The 17,240-nt window shown below is 75.1% G+C and carries 22 protein-coding genes and 1 pseudogene; 9 read left to right on the forward strand and 14 right to left on the reverse strand.

Going from position 1 to position 17,240, the window contains the following annotated elements:
* Window positions 1-34: 34 nt before the first annotated feature.
* Window positions 35-424, reverse strand: coding sequence for an SCO5389 family protein (locus HUT16_RS32345; RefSeq protein ID WP_176191561.1), 390 nt, complete (start codon window positions 422-424; stop codon window positions 35-37).
* A 181-nt stretch (window positions 425-605) separates the two neighbouring features.
* Between HUT16_RS32345 and HUT16_RS32350 the strand changes: the two genes are divergently transcribed.
* Window positions 606-875 carry a DUF2630 family protein gene (locus HUT16_RS32350; protein WP_176191562.1) on the forward strand — a complete coding sequence of 90 codons (270 nt, stop codon included), beginning with the start codon at window positions 606-608 and terminating at the stop codon, window positions 873-875.
* A 44-nt stretch (window positions 876-919) separates the two neighbouring features.
* Here HUT16_RS32350 and HUT16_RS32355 read toward each other — a convergent pair whose 3' ends face one another.
* On the reverse strand, window positions 920-1,402 hold the full coding sequence (locus HUT16_RS32355) for a MarR family winged helix-turn-helix transcriptional regulator (protein WP_176191563.1): 483 nt from the start codon (window positions 1,400-1,402) through the stop codon (window positions 920-922).
* 185 nt (window positions 1,403-1,587) lie between these two features.
* Here HUT16_RS32355 and HUT16_RS32360 point away from each other — a divergent pair, with 185 nt between their 5' ends.
* Window positions 1,588-1,998: an organic hydroperoxide resistance protein gene (locus HUT16_RS32360; protein WP_176191564.1), complete on the forward strand. Its 411-nt coding sequence runs from the start codon at window positions 1,588-1,590 to the stop codon at window positions 1,996-1,998.
* Window positions 1,999-2,097: 99 nt separating this feature from the next.
* Here the strand turns inward: HUT16_RS32360 and HUT16_RS32365 are convergent, their stop codons facing one another.
* On the reverse strand, window positions 2,098-2,880 hold the full coding sequence (locus HUT16_RS32365) for an SGNH/GDSL hydrolase family protein (RefSeq protein ID WP_176191565.1): 783 nt from the start codon (window positions 2,878-2,880) through the stop codon (window positions 2,098-2,100).
* 152 nt (window positions 2,881-3,032) lie between these two features.
* On the opposite strand from HUT16_RS32365, the gene HUT16_RS32370 reads away from it, so the two are divergent.
* Entirely contained in the window at window positions 3,033-3,200 is a 168-nt protein-coding gene (locus HUT16_RS32370; protein WP_176184180.1) for a DUF6126 family protein, read from the forward strand.
* A 13-nt stretch (window positions 3,201-3,213) separates the two neighbouring features.
* Here HUT16_RS32370 and HUT16_RS32375 read toward each other — a convergent pair whose 3' ends face one another.
* A complete protein-coding gene (locus HUT16_RS32375) occupies window positions 3,214-3,552 on the reverse strand; it encodes a MazG-like family protein (RefSeq protein ID WP_176191566.1) in 339 nt (112 codons plus the stop codon).
* 147 nt (window positions 3,553-3,699) lie between these two features.
* A complete protein-coding gene (locus HUT16_RS32380; protein ID WP_176191567.1) occupies window positions 3,700-4,062 on the reverse strand; it encodes a UBP-type zinc finger domain-containing protein in 363 nt (120 codons plus the stop codon).
* Window positions 4,063-4,349: 287 nt separating this feature from the next.
* On the opposite strand from HUT16_RS32380, the gene HUT16_RS32385 reads away from it, so the two are divergent.
* On the forward strand, window positions 4,350-4,925 hold the full coding sequence (locus HUT16_RS32385) for a TerD family protein (RefSeq protein WP_176191568.1): 576 nt from the start codon (window positions 4,350-4,352) through the stop codon (window positions 4,923-4,925).
* Window positions 4,926-5,070: 145 nt separating this feature from the next.
* A complete protein-coding gene (locus HUT16_RS32390; protein WP_176191569.1) occupies window positions 5,071-6,066 on the forward strand; it encodes an aldo/keto reductase in 996 nt (331 codons plus the stop codon).
* 106 nt (window positions 6,067-6,172) lie between these two features.
* Here the strand turns inward: HUT16_RS32390 and HUT16_RS32395 are convergent, their stop codons facing one another.
* From HUT16_RS32395 to HUT16_RS32405, 3 genes are all read right to left on the reverse strand, one after another.
* Window positions 6,173-6,403: a DUF6296 family protein gene (locus HUT16_RS32395; protein ID WP_176191570.1), complete on the reverse strand. Its 231-nt coding sequence runs from the start codon at window positions 6,401-6,403 to the stop codon at window positions 6,173-6,175.
* A gap of 99 nt (window positions 6,404-6,502) precedes the next feature.
* The gene (locus tag HUT16_RS32400) at window positions 6,503-7,402 is read right to left on the reverse strand and encodes an NAD(+)/NADH kinase (RefSeq protein WP_176191571.1); all 900 of its coding nucleotides are present in this window, start codon (window positions 7,400-7,402) and stop codon (window positions 6,503-6,505) included.
* Window positions 7,399-8,484, reverse strand: coding sequence for an SPFH domain-containing protein (locus tag HUT16_RS32405; protein WP_254898088.1), 1,086 nt, complete (start codon window positions 8,482-8,484; stop codon window positions 7,399-7,401). The genes HUT16_RS32400 and HUT16_RS32405 overlap by 4 nt, the downstream gene beginning before the upstream one ends.
* A 493-nt stretch (window positions 8,485-8,977) precedes the next feature.
* Here HUT16_RS32405 and HUT16_RS32410 point away from each other — a divergent pair, with 493 nt between their 5' ends.
* Together HUT16_RS32410 and HUT16_RS32415 are read left to right on the forward strand one after the other, a co-directional pair.
* A complete protein-coding gene (locus HUT16_RS32410) occupies window positions 8,978-9,325 on the forward strand; it encodes a hypothetical protein (RefSeq protein ID WP_176191572.1) in 348 nt (115 codons plus the stop codon).
* Window positions 9,326-9,373: 48 nt separating this feature from the next.
* Complete coding sequence (locus HUT16_RS32415) at window positions 9,374-9,949, forward strand: serine hydrolase (RefSeq protein ID WP_176191573.1); 576 nt, start codon at window positions 9,374-9,376, stop codon at window positions 9,947-9,949.
* Window positions 9,950-10,042: 93 nt separating this feature from the next.
* On the opposite strand, the gene HUT16_RS32420 is transcribed toward HUT16_RS32415, so the two are convergent.
* Window positions 10,043-10,912 carry an NAD(P)-dependent oxidoreductase gene (locus HUT16_RS32420; protein WP_176191574.1) on the reverse strand — a complete coding sequence of 290 codons (870 nt, stop codon included), beginning with the start codon at window positions 10,910-10,912 and terminating at the stop codon, window positions 10,043-10,045.
* Window positions 10,913-11,098: 186 nt separating this feature from the next.
* On the opposite strand from HUT16_RS32420, the gene HUT16_RS32425 reads away from it, so the two are divergent.
* Window positions 11,099-11,635, forward strand: a complete 537-nt coding sequence (locus HUT16_RS32425) for a GNAT family N-acetyltransferase (protein ID WP_176191575.1) — start codon at window positions 11,099-11,101, stop codon at window positions 11,633-11,635.
* A 107-nt stretch (window positions 11,636-11,742) separates the two neighbouring features.
* On the opposite strand, the gene HUT16_RS32430 is transcribed toward HUT16_RS32425, so the two are convergent.
* Window positions 11,743-12,471, reverse strand: coding sequence for a TetR/AcrR family transcriptional regulator (locus HUT16_RS32430; RefSeq protein WP_176191576.1), 729 nt, complete (start codon window positions 12,469-12,471; stop codon window positions 11,743-11,745).
* Window positions 12,472-12,560: 89 nt separating this feature from the next.
* Between HUT16_RS32430 and HUT16_RS32435 the strand changes: the two genes are divergently transcribed.
* Entirely contained in the window at window positions 12,561-13,421 is an 861-nt protein-coding gene (locus tag HUT16_RS32435) for an SDR family oxidoreductase (protein ID WP_176191577.1), read from the forward strand.
* On the opposite strand, the gene HUT16_RS39470 is transcribed toward HUT16_RS32435, so the two are convergent.
* The 4 genes and pseudogenes from HUT16_RS39470 to HUT16_RS32450 form a co-directional block, all read right to left on the reverse strand.
* A complete protein-coding gene (locus tag HUT16_RS39470) occupies window positions 13,418-13,540 on the reverse strand; it encodes a hypothetical protein (protein WP_303392116.1) in 123 nt (40 codons plus the stop codon). The two genes, HUT16_RS32435 and HUT16_RS39470, sit on opposite strands and share 4 nt — an antisense overlap.
* 106 nt (window positions 13,541-13,646) lie before the next feature.
* Window positions 13,647-14,516, reverse strand: coding sequence for an SGNH/GDSL hydrolase family protein (locus HUT16_RS32440; RefSeq protein WP_176191578.1), 870 nt, complete (start codon window positions 14,514-14,516; stop codon window positions 13,647-13,649).
* A 172-nt stretch (window positions 14,517-14,688) separates the two neighbouring features.
* On the reverse strand, window positions 14,689-15,894 hold the full coding sequence (locus tag HUT16_RS32445; protein ID WP_254898089.1) for a glycosyltransferase: 1,206 nt from the start codon (window positions 15,892-15,894) through the stop codon (window positions 14,689-14,691).
* A 203-nt stretch (window positions 15,895-16,097) separates the two neighbouring features.
* Window positions 16,098-17,225: pseudogene (locus HUT16_RS32450) on the reverse strand (glycosyltransferase family 4 protein); the annotation flags it as partial.
* Between the last annotated feature and the right edge of the window lie 15 nt (window positions 17,226-17,240).

Consider the following 17,240-nt stretch of genomic DNA (forward strand, 5'->3'; position numbering starts at 1 on the left):
GCCCCTCAGCAGTCGCGCAGCTCCGGCGACTGGTTCAGCAGTCGCGCAGCTCCGGCGACTGGTTCAGCAGCTGGGCCCGCGGCGAGGTGAACTCCCGGTAGGCGGCGGTGTGTTCGGCGTGCGGGTGGAAGGCCGCCAGGCGGTGGCAGTTCTGGAAGGCCAGCTTCACCGAGAAGTGCCGCTCCAGCACGCCGCGGATCGAGTCGCTGGCCAGCGCCCGCAGCAGCTGGGCCCGCTCGGCCTCGCTCGGGGCCACCGTGTTGTCGGCGAACTCGGCGTCGGTGACCGCCAGTTCGGCCGTCAGGTCGTTGACCAGGCGGTAGGCGTAGGGGAGCGAGGTGCGGACAGTGGCGAGGAAGTCGGCGTCGGCGACCTCGTCGCGCTCGGCCAGGTCCAGCAGGGAGGGGGAGACGTCCAGCGACATGGCGGATCGGGCCTTCCGATTTAGTGGTAGTGGGAGTCGTTTTCAATAAGTGATCCTGTCCCTCCGCTGACGCCCTGTCAATTACGCTCCCCCGTTCGGCGCGGCACCCGCGCGCCGTCCGGCTCGCGGCCGCCACCCACCCTTCCTAGAGTGGGTGGCAGACGACCGCGAGGAGACCCCGATGACCGAGCAGAGCGGTACCGGCGGCACCGACCGCCGCATCCTGGAACGGATCAGCGAGATGGTCGACGCCGAGCGCCACCTGCGCGCCGCCCTCGTCGAGGGCCGGATCGACCAGTCCACCGAGCACCGCGAGCTCAAGGACATCGAGGAGCAGCTCGACCAGTGCTGGGACCTGCTGCGCCAGCGCCGGGCCCGGGTCCGGGCGGGCGAGGACCCGGACGGGGCGAGCGTGCGCAGCGTCGACGAGGTCGAGCGCTACGAGTCGTAGCGCGGCGCAGCGCGGTGCGGCGCGGCGGGGCTGGGTGTGTGGCGTCAGGCCCCGGCGGCGGCGTCCAGGTTGGCCGTGACCAGGGTGAGCAGTTCGCGCAGGGCGCGCAGGTCGTCCAGCGGCAGGCCGGCGGCGGCCAGGATGCGGCGCGGGACGGCCAGTGCGCCCTCGCGCAGCTCGCGCCCGGCCGCGGTGGGGGCGACGATCACCGAGCGCTCGTCCTGCGGGCTGCGCTCGCGCCCGACCAGCCCGGCCGCCTCCAGCCGCTTGAGCAGCGGGGAGAGGGTGCCGGAGTCCAGTCGCAGGCGCTCGCCGAGCTGCTTGACCGGCACCGCCCCGTCCTCCCACAGCACCAGCATCACCAGGTACTGCGGGTAGGTGAGGCCGAGGTCCTTGAGTGCGGTGCGGTAGACGCCGCCGAACGCGCGGGAGGCGGCGTTCAGCGAGAAGCAGATCTGCTGGTCGAGCAGCAGCAGGTCCGCGTCCTCGCCGAGGGGGGAGGGGGGATTCTCGCCGTGCCTGGTCATGGCCCCAGGGTAGCAAGCGGCCGATTCAGTTGTGCGCAATTGAATTGTGTGATGTAGTTATGTCGACGGCAGGCCGGAAGCGGTCGGAGCAGGACGGGCCGGCCGTGGCACGACCAGGCCGCAGGACGAAGAATCCGCCGGACGAACCGGACGGATCGGATGGACCGGACGAAGGAGAACCCTCGATGAACCCGCTCTACACCGCCGTCGCCACCGCCAACGGCCGGGAGGGTCGCGCGGTCAGCTCGGACGGCAGGCTCGACCTCAAGCTCTCCCCGCCGCCCGCGCTCGGCGGCGACGGCGAGGGCACCAACCCCGAGCAGCTGTTCGCGGCCGGGTACGCGGCCTGCTTCGCCAGCGCGCTCGGCGTGGTCGCCCGGCAGCAGAAGGCGGACGTCTCGGACGTGTCGGTGACCGCCGAGGTCACCATCGGCAAGGACGACGCGGGCTTCGGCCTCTCCGTCGTGCTGCGGGTCGAGCTGCCCGAGTCGCTGGCCGGCGAGACCGGTGAGCTGCTGGTCAAGCAGGCCCACCAGGTCTGCCCGTACTCCAGGGCCACGGCCGGGAACGTTCCGGTGGAGCTGGTCGTCGAATAGGGCGGGGCAGGGGTTTCGCCCGGGGTCTGCGGGCCGCGTCCACATGGGGGTGGAGCGGCCCGCAGTGCTGTGCGCGCGGGCCCTGTGCGCGGGGGGATCTCAGAGCGGGAGCAGCTCCGGGCGCTTGGCTTCCACGTGGTCGCCGGAGGACTCGCCGCGCAGCCGGCGGCCCACCCAGGGCAGCAGGAAGGTGCGCGCCCACTGCAGGTTCTCCCGGCGCTGGTCGGCCGCCGTGACGGCGGGCGCGGGCGGCCAGGCGGCCTCCGGGTCCGTGTCCACCGGGAGGCCGAGCGCGCGCGCCGCCAGCAGCGCCACCCGCTGGTGGCCCTCCGGCGACAGGTGCAGCCGGTCCTCGGACCAGGCCCGCCGGTCGTGCACCGCCCGCAGCGACCACAGGTCGGCGACCGCGAGGCCGTTGCGGTCGGCGATCGCCCGCAGGTGCGCGTTGTAGGTGGCGATCTTGCCGCGCAGGTGGCGCAGCACCGGGACGTTGCGGGTGTCGAAGCCGGTGCAGATCAGCACCGTCCCCGCGCTCTCGCGCAGCTCCAGCACGGCCGCCTCGAAGTGCTCGGCGATCAGGTCGGGGTCGCTGCCCGGGCGCAGGATGTCGTTGCCGCCCGCGCACAGGGTCACCAGGTCGGGCCGCAGCCGGCGCACCGCCGGGACCTGCTCGGCGACGATCTGGTCCAGCAGCCGCCCCCGGACGGCCAGGTTGGCGTACCGGAAGTCGTGCTCCGGCCGGCGCGCGGCCAGCATCCCGGCCAGGCGGTCGGCCCAGCCGGCGAACTGGCCATCGGGGCCGGGATCGTTGAGGCCCTCGGTGAAACTGTCACCGAGGGCCGCGTAGGAACTGAGGTCAAGGATCTCCTGGTAGTCGGCCATGGGGGAGATGTTTCACCTTGTGAAGTGACTTACGCCACCGTAGGTGCCCCGTGGCACAGCGTGATCTCCGCCACGGGGGCCCGGCCGGTACCCTGCAAGGGTTCCGGGCGCTGGACGGGCCCGGTGGAGGAGCAGCGGGACGGAGGACGGCGGTGGGCGGTGACGCGGTGGGCGGGAAGGCGGCGGTGACCGGCGACGGGGTGCGCGAGGAGAACTCGCGCCGCAAGCAGATGCTGGTCCGGGCGCTGATCTACATCGCCGGGACGCACCTGTTCGCCGGGTTCGTGATCCTGCTGTTCGCGGTCGGCGGCCGCCACTAGGGCCGGTCCGGCGCTAGGGCCGGTCCGGCCGGTCGGGCTGGGGCAGGACGCGGTCGGCGACCTTGGCCAGGTGCGCGTCGAACGCGGCGGGCGGGTCCGGGTGGACGCGGACCAGGGCGACCAGCGCGGTGATCACCACGTCGCACAGCTCGTCCGCGACGTCGTCCCAGCTGTGCGAGAAGCCCTTGCGCGGGTTCTGGCCGAGGGCGCCGATCACCGCCTCGGCGACCTCGCCGGCCTCCTCGCCGAGCTTGAGGCACTGCAGCACCCGCTGCATCTCCGGGGGCTGGGTGCTGCCCTCGGCCAGCCAGTCGGCCAGCCGCCGCACCGTCTCCCACTGCCGCTCGTCCACGCCCCGCCGCCGATCCTCGCGCCGACCCCGACCCCGACCTCGGCCACGACCGTACCGGGCGGCCGGGCCGGGCGGGGCGGCTTTCGGCGACGGGGCCCGCGCGGGGCCGTCGTCGGAGGCCATCGCGGGGCCGTCGCGGGGCCGGGGTCAGCGCAGCCGCTGCTGCCAGTCGACCGGGACGTGCCCGGCCGGGCCGGGGGAGGGCTGGGTGACGGGGTGGGCCGTCGGGGCGGTCAGCGCCGGGCCCTCGTAGAACTGCTCCGTCTCGGTGTTCCAGAACCAGTCCTCGCCCGGTTCGAAGCTGGTGAGGAACGGGTGGCCGGCCGAGCGGGCGTGCGCGCTGGCGTGCTGGGACGGGGACGAGTCGCAGCAGCCGATGTGTCCGCAGGCGGCGCACCGGCGCAGGTGGAACCACCAGCCCTCGCCCTGGCCCGCCAGGCACTCCACGCAGCCGTCGCCGCTGGGCGGGACGCCGGGGTCGATACCGGGGATCGTCGTGTCGTCGCTCATCGTGGCACCTCCTCGGCCAGGGTATGCCCGGGGCGCCGGGCGCGCGGCCGAAGCGGAACCGGCGCGGCGGGACGACGCGCGGAGCGGCGCGCGGAGGTGACGGGGCGCCCTCCGGGGGGAAGGTGACCGGGAAGGGGACGGGCGGTGCGGAGGTGGATTCCGTAGCGATCTACAGTGCTGTAGATTCAACTGGGGCCCGGGCCCGACCGAGGGGGCCGGGCGACGGCCGCCGCGCCGAACCGGCCGAACTGCCGGGCCCGGTACGGGGAAACCACAGGAGGGCACACATGGGAGTCTCGCTCGCCAAGGGCGGAAACGTCTCGCTGACGAAGGAGGCCCCGGGGCTCACCAGCGTCATCGTCGGCCTCGGCTGGGACGTCCGGGCCACCACGGGCGCCGACTTCGACCTGGACGCCAGCGCGCTGCTGTGCGGCGAGTCCGGCCGGGTGCTCAGCGACCAGCACTTCGTCTTCTACAACAACCTGCGCAGCCCCGAGGGTTCGGTCGAGCACAGCGGCGACAACCTGACCGGTGGCGGCGACGGCGACGACGAGCAGATCAAGGTCGACCTGTCGGCCGTTCCACCGCAGGTCGCCAAGGTGGTCTTCCCGGTCTCCATCTACGACGCGGAGAACCGGCACCAGAGCTTCGGCCAGGTCCGCAACGCGTTCATCCGGATCGTCAACGAGGCCGACGGCAGCGAGGTCGCCCGCTACGACCTCTCCGAGGACGCGTCCACCGAGACCGCGATGGTCTTCGGCGAGCTGTACCGCTACGGCACCGAGTGGAAGTTCCGTGCCATCGGCCAGGGTTACGCCTCCGGCCTGCGCGGCATCGCGCTCGACTACGGCGTCAACGTCTGACCCGCGGCGCCCGCCCGCACGGGCCGCTCCGCCGCCTCCGGGCGCGCGGGCGGCCCGTTCGCGCGCCTGCTCGCGCTCTCGTTCGTGCGCCCGGTCGGGAGTGTCGGCGTTCGAACGGCGCGCGGGGCTGTGGCAGGCTCGGCGCATGGAACAGCGTGCACTTGGCAGGACCGGGCGCCCGGTCTCGGTGATCGGTCTCGGAACGTGGCAGCTCGGCGCGGACTGGGGCGTGGTGCTGGAGGACGACGCGCTCGCGGTGCTGAACGCCGCGGCGGACGCCGGGGTGACCTTCTTCGACACCGCGGACGTCTACGGCGACGGCCGCAGCGAGCAGTTGATCGGCCGTTTCCTGAAGGAGCGCCGCAGCGCCGGAGACGGGGACGGCCTGCTGGTCGCCACCAAGCTCGGCCGTCGGCTGCCGCAGCTCCCGGAGAACTACACCCTCGCCAACTTCCGCGAGTGGACCGACCGTTCGCGCCGCAACCTGGGCGTCGAGCGGCTCGACCTGGTGCAGCTGCACTGCCCGCCCAGCGCCGTCTACTCCAGCGACGAGGTGTTCGACGGGCTCGACACCCTGGTCGAGGAGGGCCGCACCGCCGCGTACGGCGTCAGCGTGGAGACCTGCGAGGAGGCGCTGACCGCGATCGCCCGCCCCGGCGTCGCCAGCGTGCAGATCATCCTCAACCCGTTCCGGCTCAAGCCGCTGGACCGGGTGCTGCCCGCCGCCGAGCGGGCGGGCGTCGGCATCATCGCCCGGGTGCCGCTGGCCTCCGGCCTGCTGTCCGGCAAGTACACCAAGGACAGCGTGTTCGGCGCGGACGACCACCGCACCTACAACCGGGACGGCTCCGCGTTCGACCAGGGCGAGACCTTCTCCGGCATCGACTTCGAGACCGGCGTGGAGGCCGCCGACGAGTTCGCCCGGCTCGCCCCGCCCGGCGCCACCTCCGCGCAGACCGCGCTGCGCTGGATCGTCCAGCAGCCCGGCGTCAGCACCGTCATCCCCGGGGCCCGCACGCCCGCGCAGGCCCGGGCGAACGCGGAGACGATGGCGCTGCCGCCGCTGCCCGAGCAGACCCTGCAGGCCGTCCGGGACCTGTACGACCGGCGGCTGCGGGCCCAGATCCACTCGCGCTGGTAAGACCCGCCGCGGGACGTCACGGAGCGCTCACCGGCGGTGGCCGGTGGGCGCTCCCCGCGTCCGGGACGGCGCTGCGGGACGGTGTGGTGGACGGTGGCGGCCGCGGTCAGGGCAGGGGTTCGGCGTGCAGCGGGGTGTTCGGGGTCTGGTGGCCGCCGCTGGCCAGCATCCGGACCTCGCCCAGGTCGCTGATCTCGGCCTGCACGATGCCGGACGGGTCCGCGTACACCGGGTGCCCGCCCGGGCCCCGGGCGCCGGTGGCCTCGACCACCACCACGTCCTGTTCGGCGTGACCGCCGGTCTCCCCGGGGAACGTGAGCGCGAATCGTCGAGTCATGGCCGGACCTTCTTCCCGTTGGTGCCGGTGCGTGGGCGTCGTTCCATCCTAGTAGTGCTTCGTCGGGTCGGGGCTGTGGCCGGTGTGGCGGCGGGGCGGTCAGACCAGCAGGTGCAGGCGCTGCGCGGCCGGGCCGACCCGGACGGTCTGGCCCCAGGTGAGCCGCAGCGCGTCAGACTCGATGCCGTCGCCGAACGCGACCAGGAGCTCCGACTCGACGGTCAGGACGAGCTGCTGCTCGGCGTCCAGCAGGCCCTCGACCCGGGAGGTGCCGGTCACCGGGGACGGCCACGCCTCGCGGACGAACCAGGACAGGCGCGGCGCGGTCGGTGCGGGCAGGTCCAGTCGGCTGGAGCGCTCCAGCCACGCCGAGCGGCACCAGCCGGTCGCGCCGGTGCCGGTGCCGACCAGCACCCCCGAGGACGCCTGCGACTCGGCCGCGCCGCCCGGCGCCGCCAGCCGGTAGCGGGCGGTCTGGTGGCCCGGCTGGCCGAGGTAGACCTCGTTCAGCGCGAGCAGCCGCTGGGTGTCGTCCGCGACAGCCTCCACCATCGTGCGCTGCTCCAGCCGCCGCTCCACGCCCGGCAGGACGGCCGCCCGCAGCAGCGCCCCGGCCTGTTCGGCCCGGTGCCGGACCAGGACGCCCGGGTTGCGGCCCGGCTCGGCGTCGATGCCGACCACCGGCTGGCCCGCCAGGTACTTCGCGGCGTTCGCGACCAGGCCGTCCTGGCCGACCACCACGACCACGTCCTCCGGGCCGAACAGGAACCGGTCCAGGTCGGCGCGCTCCACCCGGGCCTGGCGCCAGTCCAGCGGCACCGCCGCCGACACCTCGGCGAGCGCGCCGCGGGCCAGGTGGTGGCGCTGCTCGGCCTCGGCCAGCGAGCGGCCGCGCCGGGAGAGGAAGAACTCGGCCTGGCCGCGGGTGCCGTGCCGGGCGATCAGCTCCTCGTACTCGGTGCGCCGGTGGACCAGCACCACGCGCGGGGCCAGGCTCACCGGACCGGCCCCTCGGGGGTGGCGGCCGGGGCGGCGGGAGTGGCGGTCGGGGCGGCAGGGGTGGCGAGGCGGGTGAGCAGGCCGGTGAGGACGTCCGGGGTGAGGGTGATGCTGTCGATCCGCGGCAGGTGCTCGGCCAGCCGGATCAGGGCCAGCGCCTGCAGCACCTCGGGGCCGGCCTGCTGGTGCGCGGCCAGCCAGGCCGCCTCGGCGGCGGCCTTCGCCTCGCCCAGCGCCCGTGCCGACTCGGCCTGCTGCGCGGCCAGCGTGCCCGTCGCCTCGGCCTCGGCGACCGCCATCCTGGTCCGGCGGGCCGCGTCCGCGTCGGTGCGGACCGCGTCCGCCGCGGCCTTCTGCTCCGCCTCGCGCCGCGCGTTGGTGCCCCGCTGGGCCACCAACTCCTCCTCGCGGCGGGCTAGTTCGATCTGGCTGGCGAGTTCGTTCTCGGCGATGGTGCGCTCCCGCTCGACCGCGACGGCGCGGCGCTCGTACGTCGCCCGGTCGGCCTCCTGCTGGACCTGCTCGCGGGCCGGGGTGCGCAGCGCCCGCTCCATCTCGGCCTCCGGCCGGACGGCGGTGACCCGCACCGCGAGCACTGCCACCCCGATCTCGGCCAGCCGGGGTTCGGCAGCCAGGCCCTCGGCGATCCGCTCGCGGACGGCCGTCACGCCGTCGACCAGGGTGTCGGCGAGCGGGGTGCGGGCGATCAGCTGGAGCGCGTGCTGCTGGGCGGTCTCGGTCAGCAGGGTGCCGAGCTGGGCGAGCGGCTCGGCGCGCCAGCTGCCGGTGTCCGGGTCGATGCCGAAGTCGATGCGGGTGGCGGCGGTGGTCGGGTCGCTGATCCGGTAGGTGACGGTGGCCTGTACCGCGAGGTCTTGGAAGTCCGCCGTGCGGGCGTGGAACATCATCGCCAACTCGCGGTCGTCCGCCGGTACTTCGGAGATCGCGGCGGTGAGCGGCCGGAACCAGAAGGCCAGCCCGGTGCCCTCGTGGGCGAGCTGCCCGCCGCGCAGGTGGCGGATGTGGCTGGTGGGGGTGGAGCGGAGGTGGCGGAAGCCGAAGCGGCGCGTGATGTCGGCCATGGGAGTCGCGGTGTCCTTTCTTTTCGTCGCGATGACGATAACGGGCGGTGGGCGTTGTCGTCAATACGACGAAAAGGGGGCCGTCTTGTTTTTCGCGCCCGCCCTTCACCCGTCCGAGCGGCCTCCCGGGGCCCGGCGGCGGGGGGCGCCGGGCGGGTGCGGTCGGCGACCTAGGGTGCTGCTCGTGAAACCGTCCTGTGCTTCCCTGCACCCCGTCGTCGTGGCCGATCCCTGCGGGTGCGGGAGGGCTCCGTGGCGGGCCCGGCTGCCGGCGGGCCCGGCTGCCGGCGGTGTCGGCCGTGTCGGTCGCGGGGTTCCTGCTGGCTTCCGCTCTGGCCGCAACGGCTCCCGCTGCTTCCGCCGCGGCTCCTGCCGCTCCCGCCGCTCCTGCCGTGGCTTCCGCCGGGGTGGCTCCGGGCGCCGCCGACTTCCGGCCCCCGTCGTAGCCCGCCCCGGTCGGGCCCGTCCCGGCAGATTCAGGAGCCCGCACTCCATGGCCACCCGCCACCGCACCGACCCGCGCCCGACGAGACTCGCCGGGGCGCTCGCGGCAGCCGTCGCGCTCGCCCTCGCCCTCGCTCCGACCCCCGCTCGGGCCGCCCCCGTCCCCGTCCCCGCTGTCGACCACTCCGTGTACTGCGCCTCCCGGACCCACCCCGAACTGGCCGAGCGGCTGTCCCGCGACATCGCCGACGCCCTCCGGGGGCGGCAGTCCACCTCCGCCCTCGCCGTGCGCGACTCCGCCACCGGCCTGTCGTGCTTCCTCGACCCCGCCCGGCACTTCGACTCGGCGAGCATCGTCAAGGTCACCATCATGGGCGCGGTGCTGAGGATCGCCTAGGACGAGGACCGGCCGCTGACCCCCTTCGAGGAGGAGAACCTGCGGCCGATGATCACCCGGTCCGACAACGACGCCGCGGTCCGGCTGTGGAAGTACGTCGGCCCGGTCCGGATGCAGGCCTTCCTCGACCTCGCGGGCCTGCGCGACACGGTCCTGTCGCCCGACGGTTTCGGGCTCACCCAGGTCACCGCCGCCGACGAGCTGAGGCAGCTGGACGTCTACACCACCGACCCCGACGTCCTCACCCCCGAGCACAAGGCGTACGGGCTGCGGCTCATGGCCGAGGTCGAGGCGGACCAGCGCTGGGGCACGCCGTTCGGGGCCCCGCCCGGCGTCACGGTGCACGTCAAGAACGGTTGGTTGCAACGCGCCACCCACGGCTGGCGCGTGCACAGCCTCGGCGTCTTCACCGGCCCCACCCGGGTCTACCGGATCGCCGTCCTCACCGACGACGACCCCACCGAGTCCTACGGCATCGGCACCGTCCAGCGGGTCTCCCGGCGGATCCACCGGGTCCTCGCCGAGCAGGCCGGCGAGGATCTCGGCAGGACCCTCCCCGGCACCCCCGACGTCACCGCGCCGGAGACCGGCGACGGCTCCGTCCCCGCCGTCGGGGAGCGGTGAGGCGGCCGGGGGAGAAGCAAGCCTCTCCCGGGCCGGATCCCGTCAGGGGGTGAGCCGGTACGTTCCGTGCTCTGTAAAGTAATTGATGGACCGTCAGATTCCGGCCCGGGTCCGGGAAGTGGTGGAGATCGCCGCCAGGTCGTGCTCGCCGTGACCGTGGGCGACGGCCTGGAGCAGCGAGTCGCGCAGCAACGAGGCCAGCGGGAGCGGGACTTCGGCGTCGGCCCCGGCCGCCACGGCGAGGTTGACGTCCTTCAGGCCCAGCGCCAGGCGGAACCCGGCCGGTTCGAAGGACCGTTCGGTGATCATCGTCCCGTAGCCCGCGTACACCGGGCCGGGGAACAGGGAGTTGGTGAGCACGTCGAGCAGCGCCGCCGGGTCGAGCCCGCTGGCCTCGGCGAGCGCCGCCGCCTCCGAGAACGCCTCGATCGCCGACACCAGCAGGAAGTTGGCGCTGATCTTCGCGACGTTGGCCGCCGCCGGATCTTCGCCGAGCGGCCAGGTGCGGCGTCCCATCGCCTCGAACAGCGGTGCCAGCCGCGCGAGTTCGGCGGACGGCCCGGCGGCCAGGATGTTCAGGTTTCCGGCCGCCGCGACGTCCGTCCGGCCCAGCACCGGCGCCGCGACGTACCCGATGCCGTGCCGGGCGTGGAGCTCGGTCGCCCGGCGGGCCAGCGCGGGCGAGACGGTGGCCATGTTGACGTGCGTGGCGGCCCGCGCGCCGGACAGCAACTCGTCGTTCAGCAGCAGGCTTTCGACCGCCAGGTCGTCCGAGAGCATCGACACCACCACCTGCGCCCCGAACGCCTCGGCGAGCGACCCGGCCGCGGAGGCGCCGTCGGCGACCAGTTCGGCCACCGGCCCCGGCGAGCGGTTCCACACCCGCACCGCGTGCCCGGCCGCCAGCAGTCGGCGGGCCATCGCCCGGCCCATGCCACCCAGTCCGATGAAACCGACGTCCATGCGCAGTGCCTCCCATGCTTCCACCGGGCCGGGTCCGGCGGGCCGAGCCCGCCGGTCCGCACCCGATGGATCTTGCTTCCGGTGCTTCGAGGTGATGCTACGGCGCGCGCGGGCCGATGACGCGGACCCGACCGGCGCGGTGCGGGGTGTCGCCGCCCGCGCCGCCGCTCTGGCACGATGCCGGGCATGGTGACGGTGCGGACGGTGCATACGGCGGACCTCGACCCGGCGGCCCGGCGGGCGGCCCGGGAGTTGCTGTTCGAGGTGTTCGGCGCGGACGAGATGACCGAACAGGACTGGTCGCACTGCCTGGGCGGAATGCACGTACTCGCCTGGGAGGAGGGCGAGTTGATCGGCCATGCGGCGGTGGTGCAGCGCCGCCTGCTGAACGGCGGGCGCGTCCTGCGGACCGGCTACCTGGAGGGCGTGGCGGTCCGGCGGGACCGCCAACGGCGCGGCATCGGCGGGAAGGTGATGGACGAGGCGGAGCGCGTCGTCCGGGCCGCCCACGAGATCGGCGCACTCGGCGCCAGCGAGGCCGGGGTCCCGTTCTACCTCGCCCGCGGCTGGCGCCGCTGGCCCGGCCCGACCTGGGCGCTCGGCCCGCACGGGCGGCAGCGCACCCCCGAGGAGGACGGCGACATCTACCTGCTGGGCGGCGAAGGGGAGTTGGACCTCACCGCCGACCTGGTGTGCGACTGGCGCGAGGGCGACCTCTGGTGACCTGACGCCCGTGCGGGACCGGCTCGTACGGGGTGGCCGGTGTGGGGCCGGTCGGTGCGGGTTCGGCCGGTGTGGGACCGGCTCGTGCGGGGCCGGTCGGCGCCGGTTCAGCTCCGGGGCGTGCCGCCGCCGTCGGCCAGGCGGGTCAGCCACTCGGCCAGGAGGCGCTGTTCGGCGTCGCTCAGCACGCCGCTGTCGTCGGGGAGGGCGGCCCGCAGCGCGCGGGCGGCGGGGGCGGGGCCGGACTCCGCGGCGGGGACGGCCGGTTCGGCACGGGTGACTGCCGCGACCATGGACTCGCGCAGGGTGGTCAGCAGCGCCGGATCGCGGCGCTCCGCGGGGGTGGCGTGCCAAGTGGCCACCACGCCCAGGCCGGTGGCCCGGATGACCTGGGCGGCCAGTTCCTCGTCGACCCGCAGCCACCCCGCGGCCGCCAGTCGGCGCACCCGGCCGTGGAGGATCTCCAGGCCCGCGCGGTGCGCCGCGCCCGACTCCGAACCGGTGGCCCTGCTCATCACGGCGAACAGCTCCGGGCGCGAGACCCCGAACTCCACCACCGTGTCCCAGCCCCGGCGCAGTTCCTCCACCGGGTCCTCCGGGTCGGGGTCGAGCCGGGCGCGCTTGCTCTCCAGGAACTGCGCGTAGCCGTGCTCGGCGACCGCCTCCAGCAGCCCGTCCTTGTCGCCGAAGAGGCGGTAGATGGCGGGCGGCTGCACTCCGGCGGCGGCGGCGACCGCGCGGGTGCTCATCGCGTCGGGGCCGCCGCTCTCCAGCAGCTCGACGGCGGCCTCGACGATGCGCCGCCGCGGGCCGTCGGTGGTGTCACGAGTGGGCATGTATCGATGGTACCGATTTCTTGATTCCACCGTTAGTTCCGGTGTTATCGTTGTTTTGATTCCACTGGAAACACGGTTGGGAGAACCCCGTGATCATCGTGACCGGAGCCACCGGAGCACTCGGCCGCCGCATCGTCGAACGCCTCCTCGAACGACTTCCCGCCGACCGCGTCGGCGTCAGCGTCCGGGACCCCGGCAAGGCCGGGGACCTCGCCGATCGCGGCGTCCGCGTCCGGCCCGGCAGCTTCGACGCCCCCGCCTCGCTGGCCCACGCCTTCGAGGGCGCCGAACAGGTGCTGCTGGTCTCCCTCGACCGCACGGGCGAGGAGTGCGTCACCGGCCACCGCGCCGCGATCGACGCGGCCGTGCGGGCCGGGGCCGCCCGCATCCTGTACACCAGCCAGATGGGCGCCGCCCACGACTCGTGCTTCCAGGCCTGCCGCGACCACGCCCGCACCGAGGACCTGCTGCGCGCCACCGGCCGCCCCTGGACGGCGCTGCGCAACGGCTTCTACACCGCCAGCGCCCTGCGGTTCCTGGAGGCCGCCCGGCACACCGGCGACATCGCCCTGCCCGCCGACGGCCCGGTCGCCTGGACCGGCCACGACGACCTCGCCGAGGCCGCGGCGGCGATCCTCACCGACGAAGGCCGCTTCGAGGGCCCCACCCCGCCGCTCACCGCCCCGGCCGCGCTCGACTTCGACGCCGTCGCCCGGCTGGCGGCCCGGGTCACCGGACGCTCCTTCGCCCGCACCGTCGTCTCCGACGAAGCCTTCCGCGAGCAGGCCGTGGCGCACGGCGCCCCCGCCCCGATCGCCGACCTGATGGTGAGCATCTTCGCGGCGGCCCGGGAGGGCGAGTTCGCCACCGTCGACCCGACCCTGGCCGAACTCCTCGGCCGGGAGCCCGCCGGCTTCCCCGCCCTGCTGGAGCGGGCCTGGGCCGCCTAGGCATCTCGCCGTTCCTGCTCGGCCCGGTAGGGCGTGGTGTGGGCCCACCCGCCGGGCAGGGCCCGCTCCGCCTGCTCGGGCGTGGACGTCCAACGCCCGCCGCGTTCCTCGTCCGCCATCGCGTGGTGCGGGCCCGATATCGGCTGATCCCTCCGTCCGGCGGCTCCCGCCCGGGGTGCGGGGCGGGCGGGGGTTTGTCGTGGCGGCCGCGGAAGCGGGGTGCGACTACTGGTCGTTGGAGATCGCTTCCAGGCGGTCGGCCGGGCGGGGCCGGGTGGCGGTCAGGCGGGTGACGATCGCGGCGGTGGCCTCGGCCCCGGCCCGGTCGAGACGGTCGGCCGAGCCGCGCAGCAGGTGGCGGGCCTCCAGGGCGGCCAGGGCGACCAGCCCCGGCAGCAGGTCGGTGGAGCGGGCCGCCACCCAGCGGGTGCCCTGGGTGGCCATCCACCACAGGTCGGCCCCGCGGCCGGGCGCCGGTACCGCGAACGGGACGGGCGGTGGCCCGACCGGATGCCCGGCCGCGGCGAGCAGGGCGTGGAACTCGCGGGCGATCAACTGGTGGCCCACCGCGCTCGGATGCAGCCGGTCCGCGCTCAGCAGCTCGCGCCGCTGCGTCCAGGGCAGCTCCGCCAGGTGCAGGTGCGCCGCGCCGTAGTGCGCCGACAGCGCGTGCACCACCGCGTTGACGCCCCGCATCCGCCGGGCCAGCGGCCGGGCCAGTGGGGCGGGCAGCCCCAGCAGCCGGCCCGGATCGGGCAGGCAGGCGGTCAGCGGGACCGCCCCGATCGAGGTCAGCGAGGAGAGGACGGAGGCGAATCGGTGGGCCGTCGCCGCCAGGTCGAAGGAGGCCCGCAGGGTGTCGTTGCCGCCGACCAGCACCGCCGCGAACCGCGGGCGCAGGGCGAGCGCGGTGGGCAGTTGGGAGACCAGCAGGTCTCGGCTGAGCGCCCCGCTGGTGGCGAGGTTGCGGAACTCGACGGGACCGGGCGAGAGGGTAGGGGCGAGCAGCGCCGCCCAACCCCGCCACCCGCCGGGCACCGGATCGCCGACGCCCTCGGTGAGGGAGTCGCCGAGCGCGGCGAATCGAACTGTCATCACGTCCCTCCGGTGGGGCTGGGGAAAGTGGCGGAACCGGTGGATCTGGTGGGCTGGGTGCACCCGGTGGACACGGTCGAACCGGTGGATGCGGCGGACCTGGGGGAACCGCCCGGGCGGGTCGAACTCCGGTGCGGGCAGCGGTGGTCGGGGCCGTCCGGTCCCCCTCGGCTCACCCGGTGGCGGCCGGGGCGGAGGACGGGAGCGGGGGCGCGTCGGGGGAGGGTGCGGTGGCGGCCCGGTGGGCGGTGAGGAAGGCGGTGGCCGCCGCCGCCCAGCTGAACCGCTCCGCCCTGGCCCGGGCGGCGGCCCGCCGTTCCGCCTCCGGGCGTTCCAGCAACTCCCTCACCGCGAGGGCGAATCCGGCCCCGGTGTCGTCCGCCGCGAGACCGGCGTCCCCGACCACCCGGGGCAGCGCGGAGGACCGGCTGACCGCGACGGGGGTGCCGCAGGCCAGCGCCTCCAGCGCGGCCAGGCCGAAGGTCTCCACCGGGCCCGGCGCGATCACCGCGTCCGCCGTGGCCAGCAGGGACGCCACCCGGGGGCGCTCCGCCAGATGGCCCAGGAACCGTACCGGGAGCCGTAGTCGATCGGCCTGGCGTTCCAGCCGGCCGCGCAGCGGTCCCGTCCCCGCGACCGCCAGCACGGCCGGAACGCGGTGCCGACGGCGCAGTTCGGCCAGCGCCTCCAGCGCCCGTTCGGGCCGCTTCTCCCCGGACAGCCGGGAGCACATCACCAGCAGCACCTGCTGCGGATCGGCCAACTCCGCCCGCAGCGCGGGGTCGTGGCACTCCGGACGCATCGTCTCCAGGTCCACGCCCAGCGGCGCCCGCTCGACGTTGCGGGCGCCGATCCGCTCGAACTCCTCGGCCGCCCACGCCGTCGTGCACAGCACCGTGTCATAGCCCTGCGCGGTAAGGGAGTTGAGCCGGTCCGCGAGCCGTCGCGCGGTGCCGGGCGGCACCCCCCGGGCGCCGAGCACGCCGGTGGCGCTCTCGTGCGAGACCATCATCGACCGCACCCCGTGCGCCCGGGCCCACCCGCCCGTCCAGCGCAGCGTGGTGCGGTCCGACACCTCCAGCCGGTCCGGCGCCAACTCCTCCAGCAGCGCGGCGAGTCGGCGCCTGTCGCGGAGCACCCGGTAGCCGCCGGTGCCGGGCACGCGCGGGCCGGGCAGCGTGATCACCCGGCCCTGCTCGGTCCACTCGTCGCGGCGGGCCGGCCCCGGCACCACCAGCACCGGCCGGTGGCCCGCCGCCAGGTAGCCGGCGCCGAGGTGTCGCAGCGCCGTCCGCAGGCCGCCCGAGACCGGGGTGACGAAGTTCGCCACCCGGACGATGCACAACCCGCCGTCCGCGCGGGCCGGTTGGGGGTTCACGCGGGCTGCTCCTCGACCGAGAGCGGAACGGGGGCGGGGGCGGGGGCAGGGGTTCCGGCCCCGGCCTGGCGGGGCGCCGGGATGCCGCCGAGGAGCGGCTGCGCGGTGAGCGCGACCGGGGCGGCAGTGGCGGCAACGGCATCGGCGGCGGTCGGGGCGGTGGCGCTGAGCGGGGCGGTGGCCCGGGTGCGCTGCCGGTGCTCGGCGAGCACCTCCTCGTAGTGCCGGATCAACTGGTCGCCCACCGCCTCCCAGGTGCGGTCGGTGACGTCGGCCTGGCCCGCAGCGCCGTACCGGGCGCGCAGTTCGGGGGCGGCGGCGAGTTCGGCGACGGCCCGGGCGACGGCGCCCGGGTCGCGCGGGGCGACCAGCAGCCCGGTGCGTCGGTGGCCGACCAGGTCGAGCGGCCCACCGACCGCGGGGGCGACCACCGGGACGCCGCTGGCCATCGCCTCCTGGATGGTCTGGCAGAAGGTCTCCAGCGGGCCGGTGTGCACGAACAGGTCCAACGAGGCGAAGCAGCGGGCGAGTTCGGCTCCCGTCCGGCGGCCCAGGAACACCGCGCCGGGCATCGCCGCCTTCAGCGCGGGCGCGCTCGGACCGTCCCCGATCACCACCACCCGCACGCCCGGTAGCCGGGACGCCTCGGCGAGCAGGTCCACCCGCTTCTCCGGGGCGAGCCGTCCGACGTACCCGACCAGCACCTCGCCGCCCGGGGCCAGCGAGCGGTGCAGCGCCTCGTCGCGGTGGTCGGGGTGGAAGCGCACCGAGTCCACGCCGCGCGCCCAGATCCGCACCTGGCGCACCCCGTGCGCCGTCAGGTCCTGCGCGGCCGGGGTGGACGGCGCGAGCGTGCGGGCGGCGGCCCGGTGCACCGAGCGGATCCGGGCCCAGGCGATCGCCGAACCGACCCCCCGGCCCATCCGGTACGCCTGCGCGTACCCCGCCAGGTCGGTCTGGTAGACCGCCACGGTCGGCAGGTTCAGGCGCTCGGTGAGCCGGGCTGCCCGGGCGCCGAGGATGAACGGGCTGGCCAGGTGCACCACGTCCGGCTGGTGGGCGGTCAGCGCGGCGGCCAGCTTGCGGCTGGGCAGCGCGATGCGCACCTGCGGGTAGCGGGGCAGCGGGACGGAGGGCACCCGCACCACCGGCAGCGGCTCCCGGTCCGGGCCGAAGGACTGCGGCGGGCAGTGCGCACCCCGGGCCGGGGCGGGGGTGATCACCAGGGGCTGGTGACCCCGCCGGACGAGGTGCTCGGCAGCCCTCAGCACGCTGTGGGCCACGCCGTTGACCTCGGGCGGGAAGGACTCGGTGACGATGGCGACTCGCATGCCAACGTTGTTGCC

Source organism: Kitasatospora sp. NA04385, assembly GCF_013364235.1.
In the GTDB taxonomy this organism is placed as follows: domain Bacteria; phylum Actinomycetota; class Actinomycetes; order Streptomycetales; family Streptomycetaceae; genus Kitasatospora.

What these genes read in the sequence shown, in the direction of transcription:
- HUT16_RS32350 (WP_176191562.1), top strand. Translation starts at nt 606, where the DNA reads ATGACCGAGCAGAGCGGTACCGGCGGCACCGACCGCCGCATCCTGGAA.
- HUT16_RS32405 (WP_254898088.1), bottom strand. Translation starts at nt 8,484, where the DNA reads ATGGCCGACATCACGCGCCGCTTCGGCTTCCGCCACCTCCGCTCCACC.
- HUT16_RS32380 (WP_176191567.1), bottom strand. Translation starts at nt 4,062, where the DNA reads ATGAGCGACGACACGACGATCCCCGGTATCGACCCCGGCGTCCCGCCC.
- HUT16_RS32440 (WP_176191578.1), bottom strand. Translation starts at nt 14,516, where the DNA reads ATGACAGTTCGATTCGCCGCGCTCGGCGACTCCCTCACCGAGGGCGTC.
- HUT16_RS32410 (WP_176191572.1), top strand. Translation starts at nt 8,978, where the DNA reads ATGGCCACCCGCCACCGCACCGACCCGCGCCCGACGAGACTCGCCGGG.
- HUT16_RS32420 (WP_176191574.1), bottom strand. Translation starts at nt 10,912, where the DNA reads ATGGACGTCGGTTTCATCGGACTGGGTGGCATGGGCCGGGCGATGGCC.
- HUT16_RS39470 (WP_303392116.1), bottom strand. Translation starts at nt 13,540, where the DNA reads ATGGCGGACGAGGAACGCGGCGGGCGTTGGACGTCCACGCCCGAGCAG.
- HUT16_RS32345 (WP_176191561.1), bottom strand. Translation starts at nt 424, where the DNA reads ATGTCGCTGGACGTCTCCCCCTCCCTGCTGGACCTGGCCGAGCGCGAC.
- HUT16_RS32425 (WP_176191575.1), top strand. Translation starts at nt 11,099, where the DNA reads ATGGTGACGGTGCGGACGGTGCATACGGCGGACCTCGACCCGGCGGCC.
- HUT16_RS32365 (WP_176191565.1), bottom strand. Translation starts at nt 2,880, where the DNA reads ATGGCCGACTACCAGGAGATCCTTGACCTCAGTTCCTACGCGGCCCTC.
- HUT16_RS32395 (WP_176191570.1), bottom strand. Translation starts at nt 6,403, where the DNA reads ATGACTCGACGATTCGCGCTCACGTTCCCCGGGGAGACCGGCGGTCAC.
- HUT16_RS32355 (WP_176191563.1), bottom strand. Translation starts at nt 1,402, where the DNA reads ATGACCAGGCACGGCGAGAATCCCCCCTCCCCCCTCGGCGAGGACGCG.
- HUT16_RS32385 (WP_176191568.1), top strand. Translation starts at nt 4,350, where the DNA reads ATGGGAGTCTCGCTCGCCAAGGGCGGAAACGTCTCGCTGACGAAGGAG.
- HUT16_RS32415 (WP_176191573.1), top strand. Translation starts at nt 9,374, where the DNA reads ATGATCACCCGGTCCGACAACGACGCCGCGGTCCGGCTGTGGAAGTAC.
- HUT16_RS32360 (WP_176191564.1), top strand. Translation starts at nt 1,588, where the DNA reads ATGAACCCGCTCTACACCGCCGTCGCCACCGCCAACGGCCGGGAGGGT.
- HUT16_RS32390 (WP_176191569.1), top strand. Translation starts at nt 5,071, where the DNA reads ATGGAACAGCGTGCACTTGGCAGGACCGGGCGCCCGGTCTCGGTGATC.
- HUT16_RS32430 (WP_176191576.1), bottom strand. Translation starts at nt 12,471, where the DNA reads ATGCCCACTCGTGACACCACCGACGGCCCGCGGCGGCGCATCGTCGAG.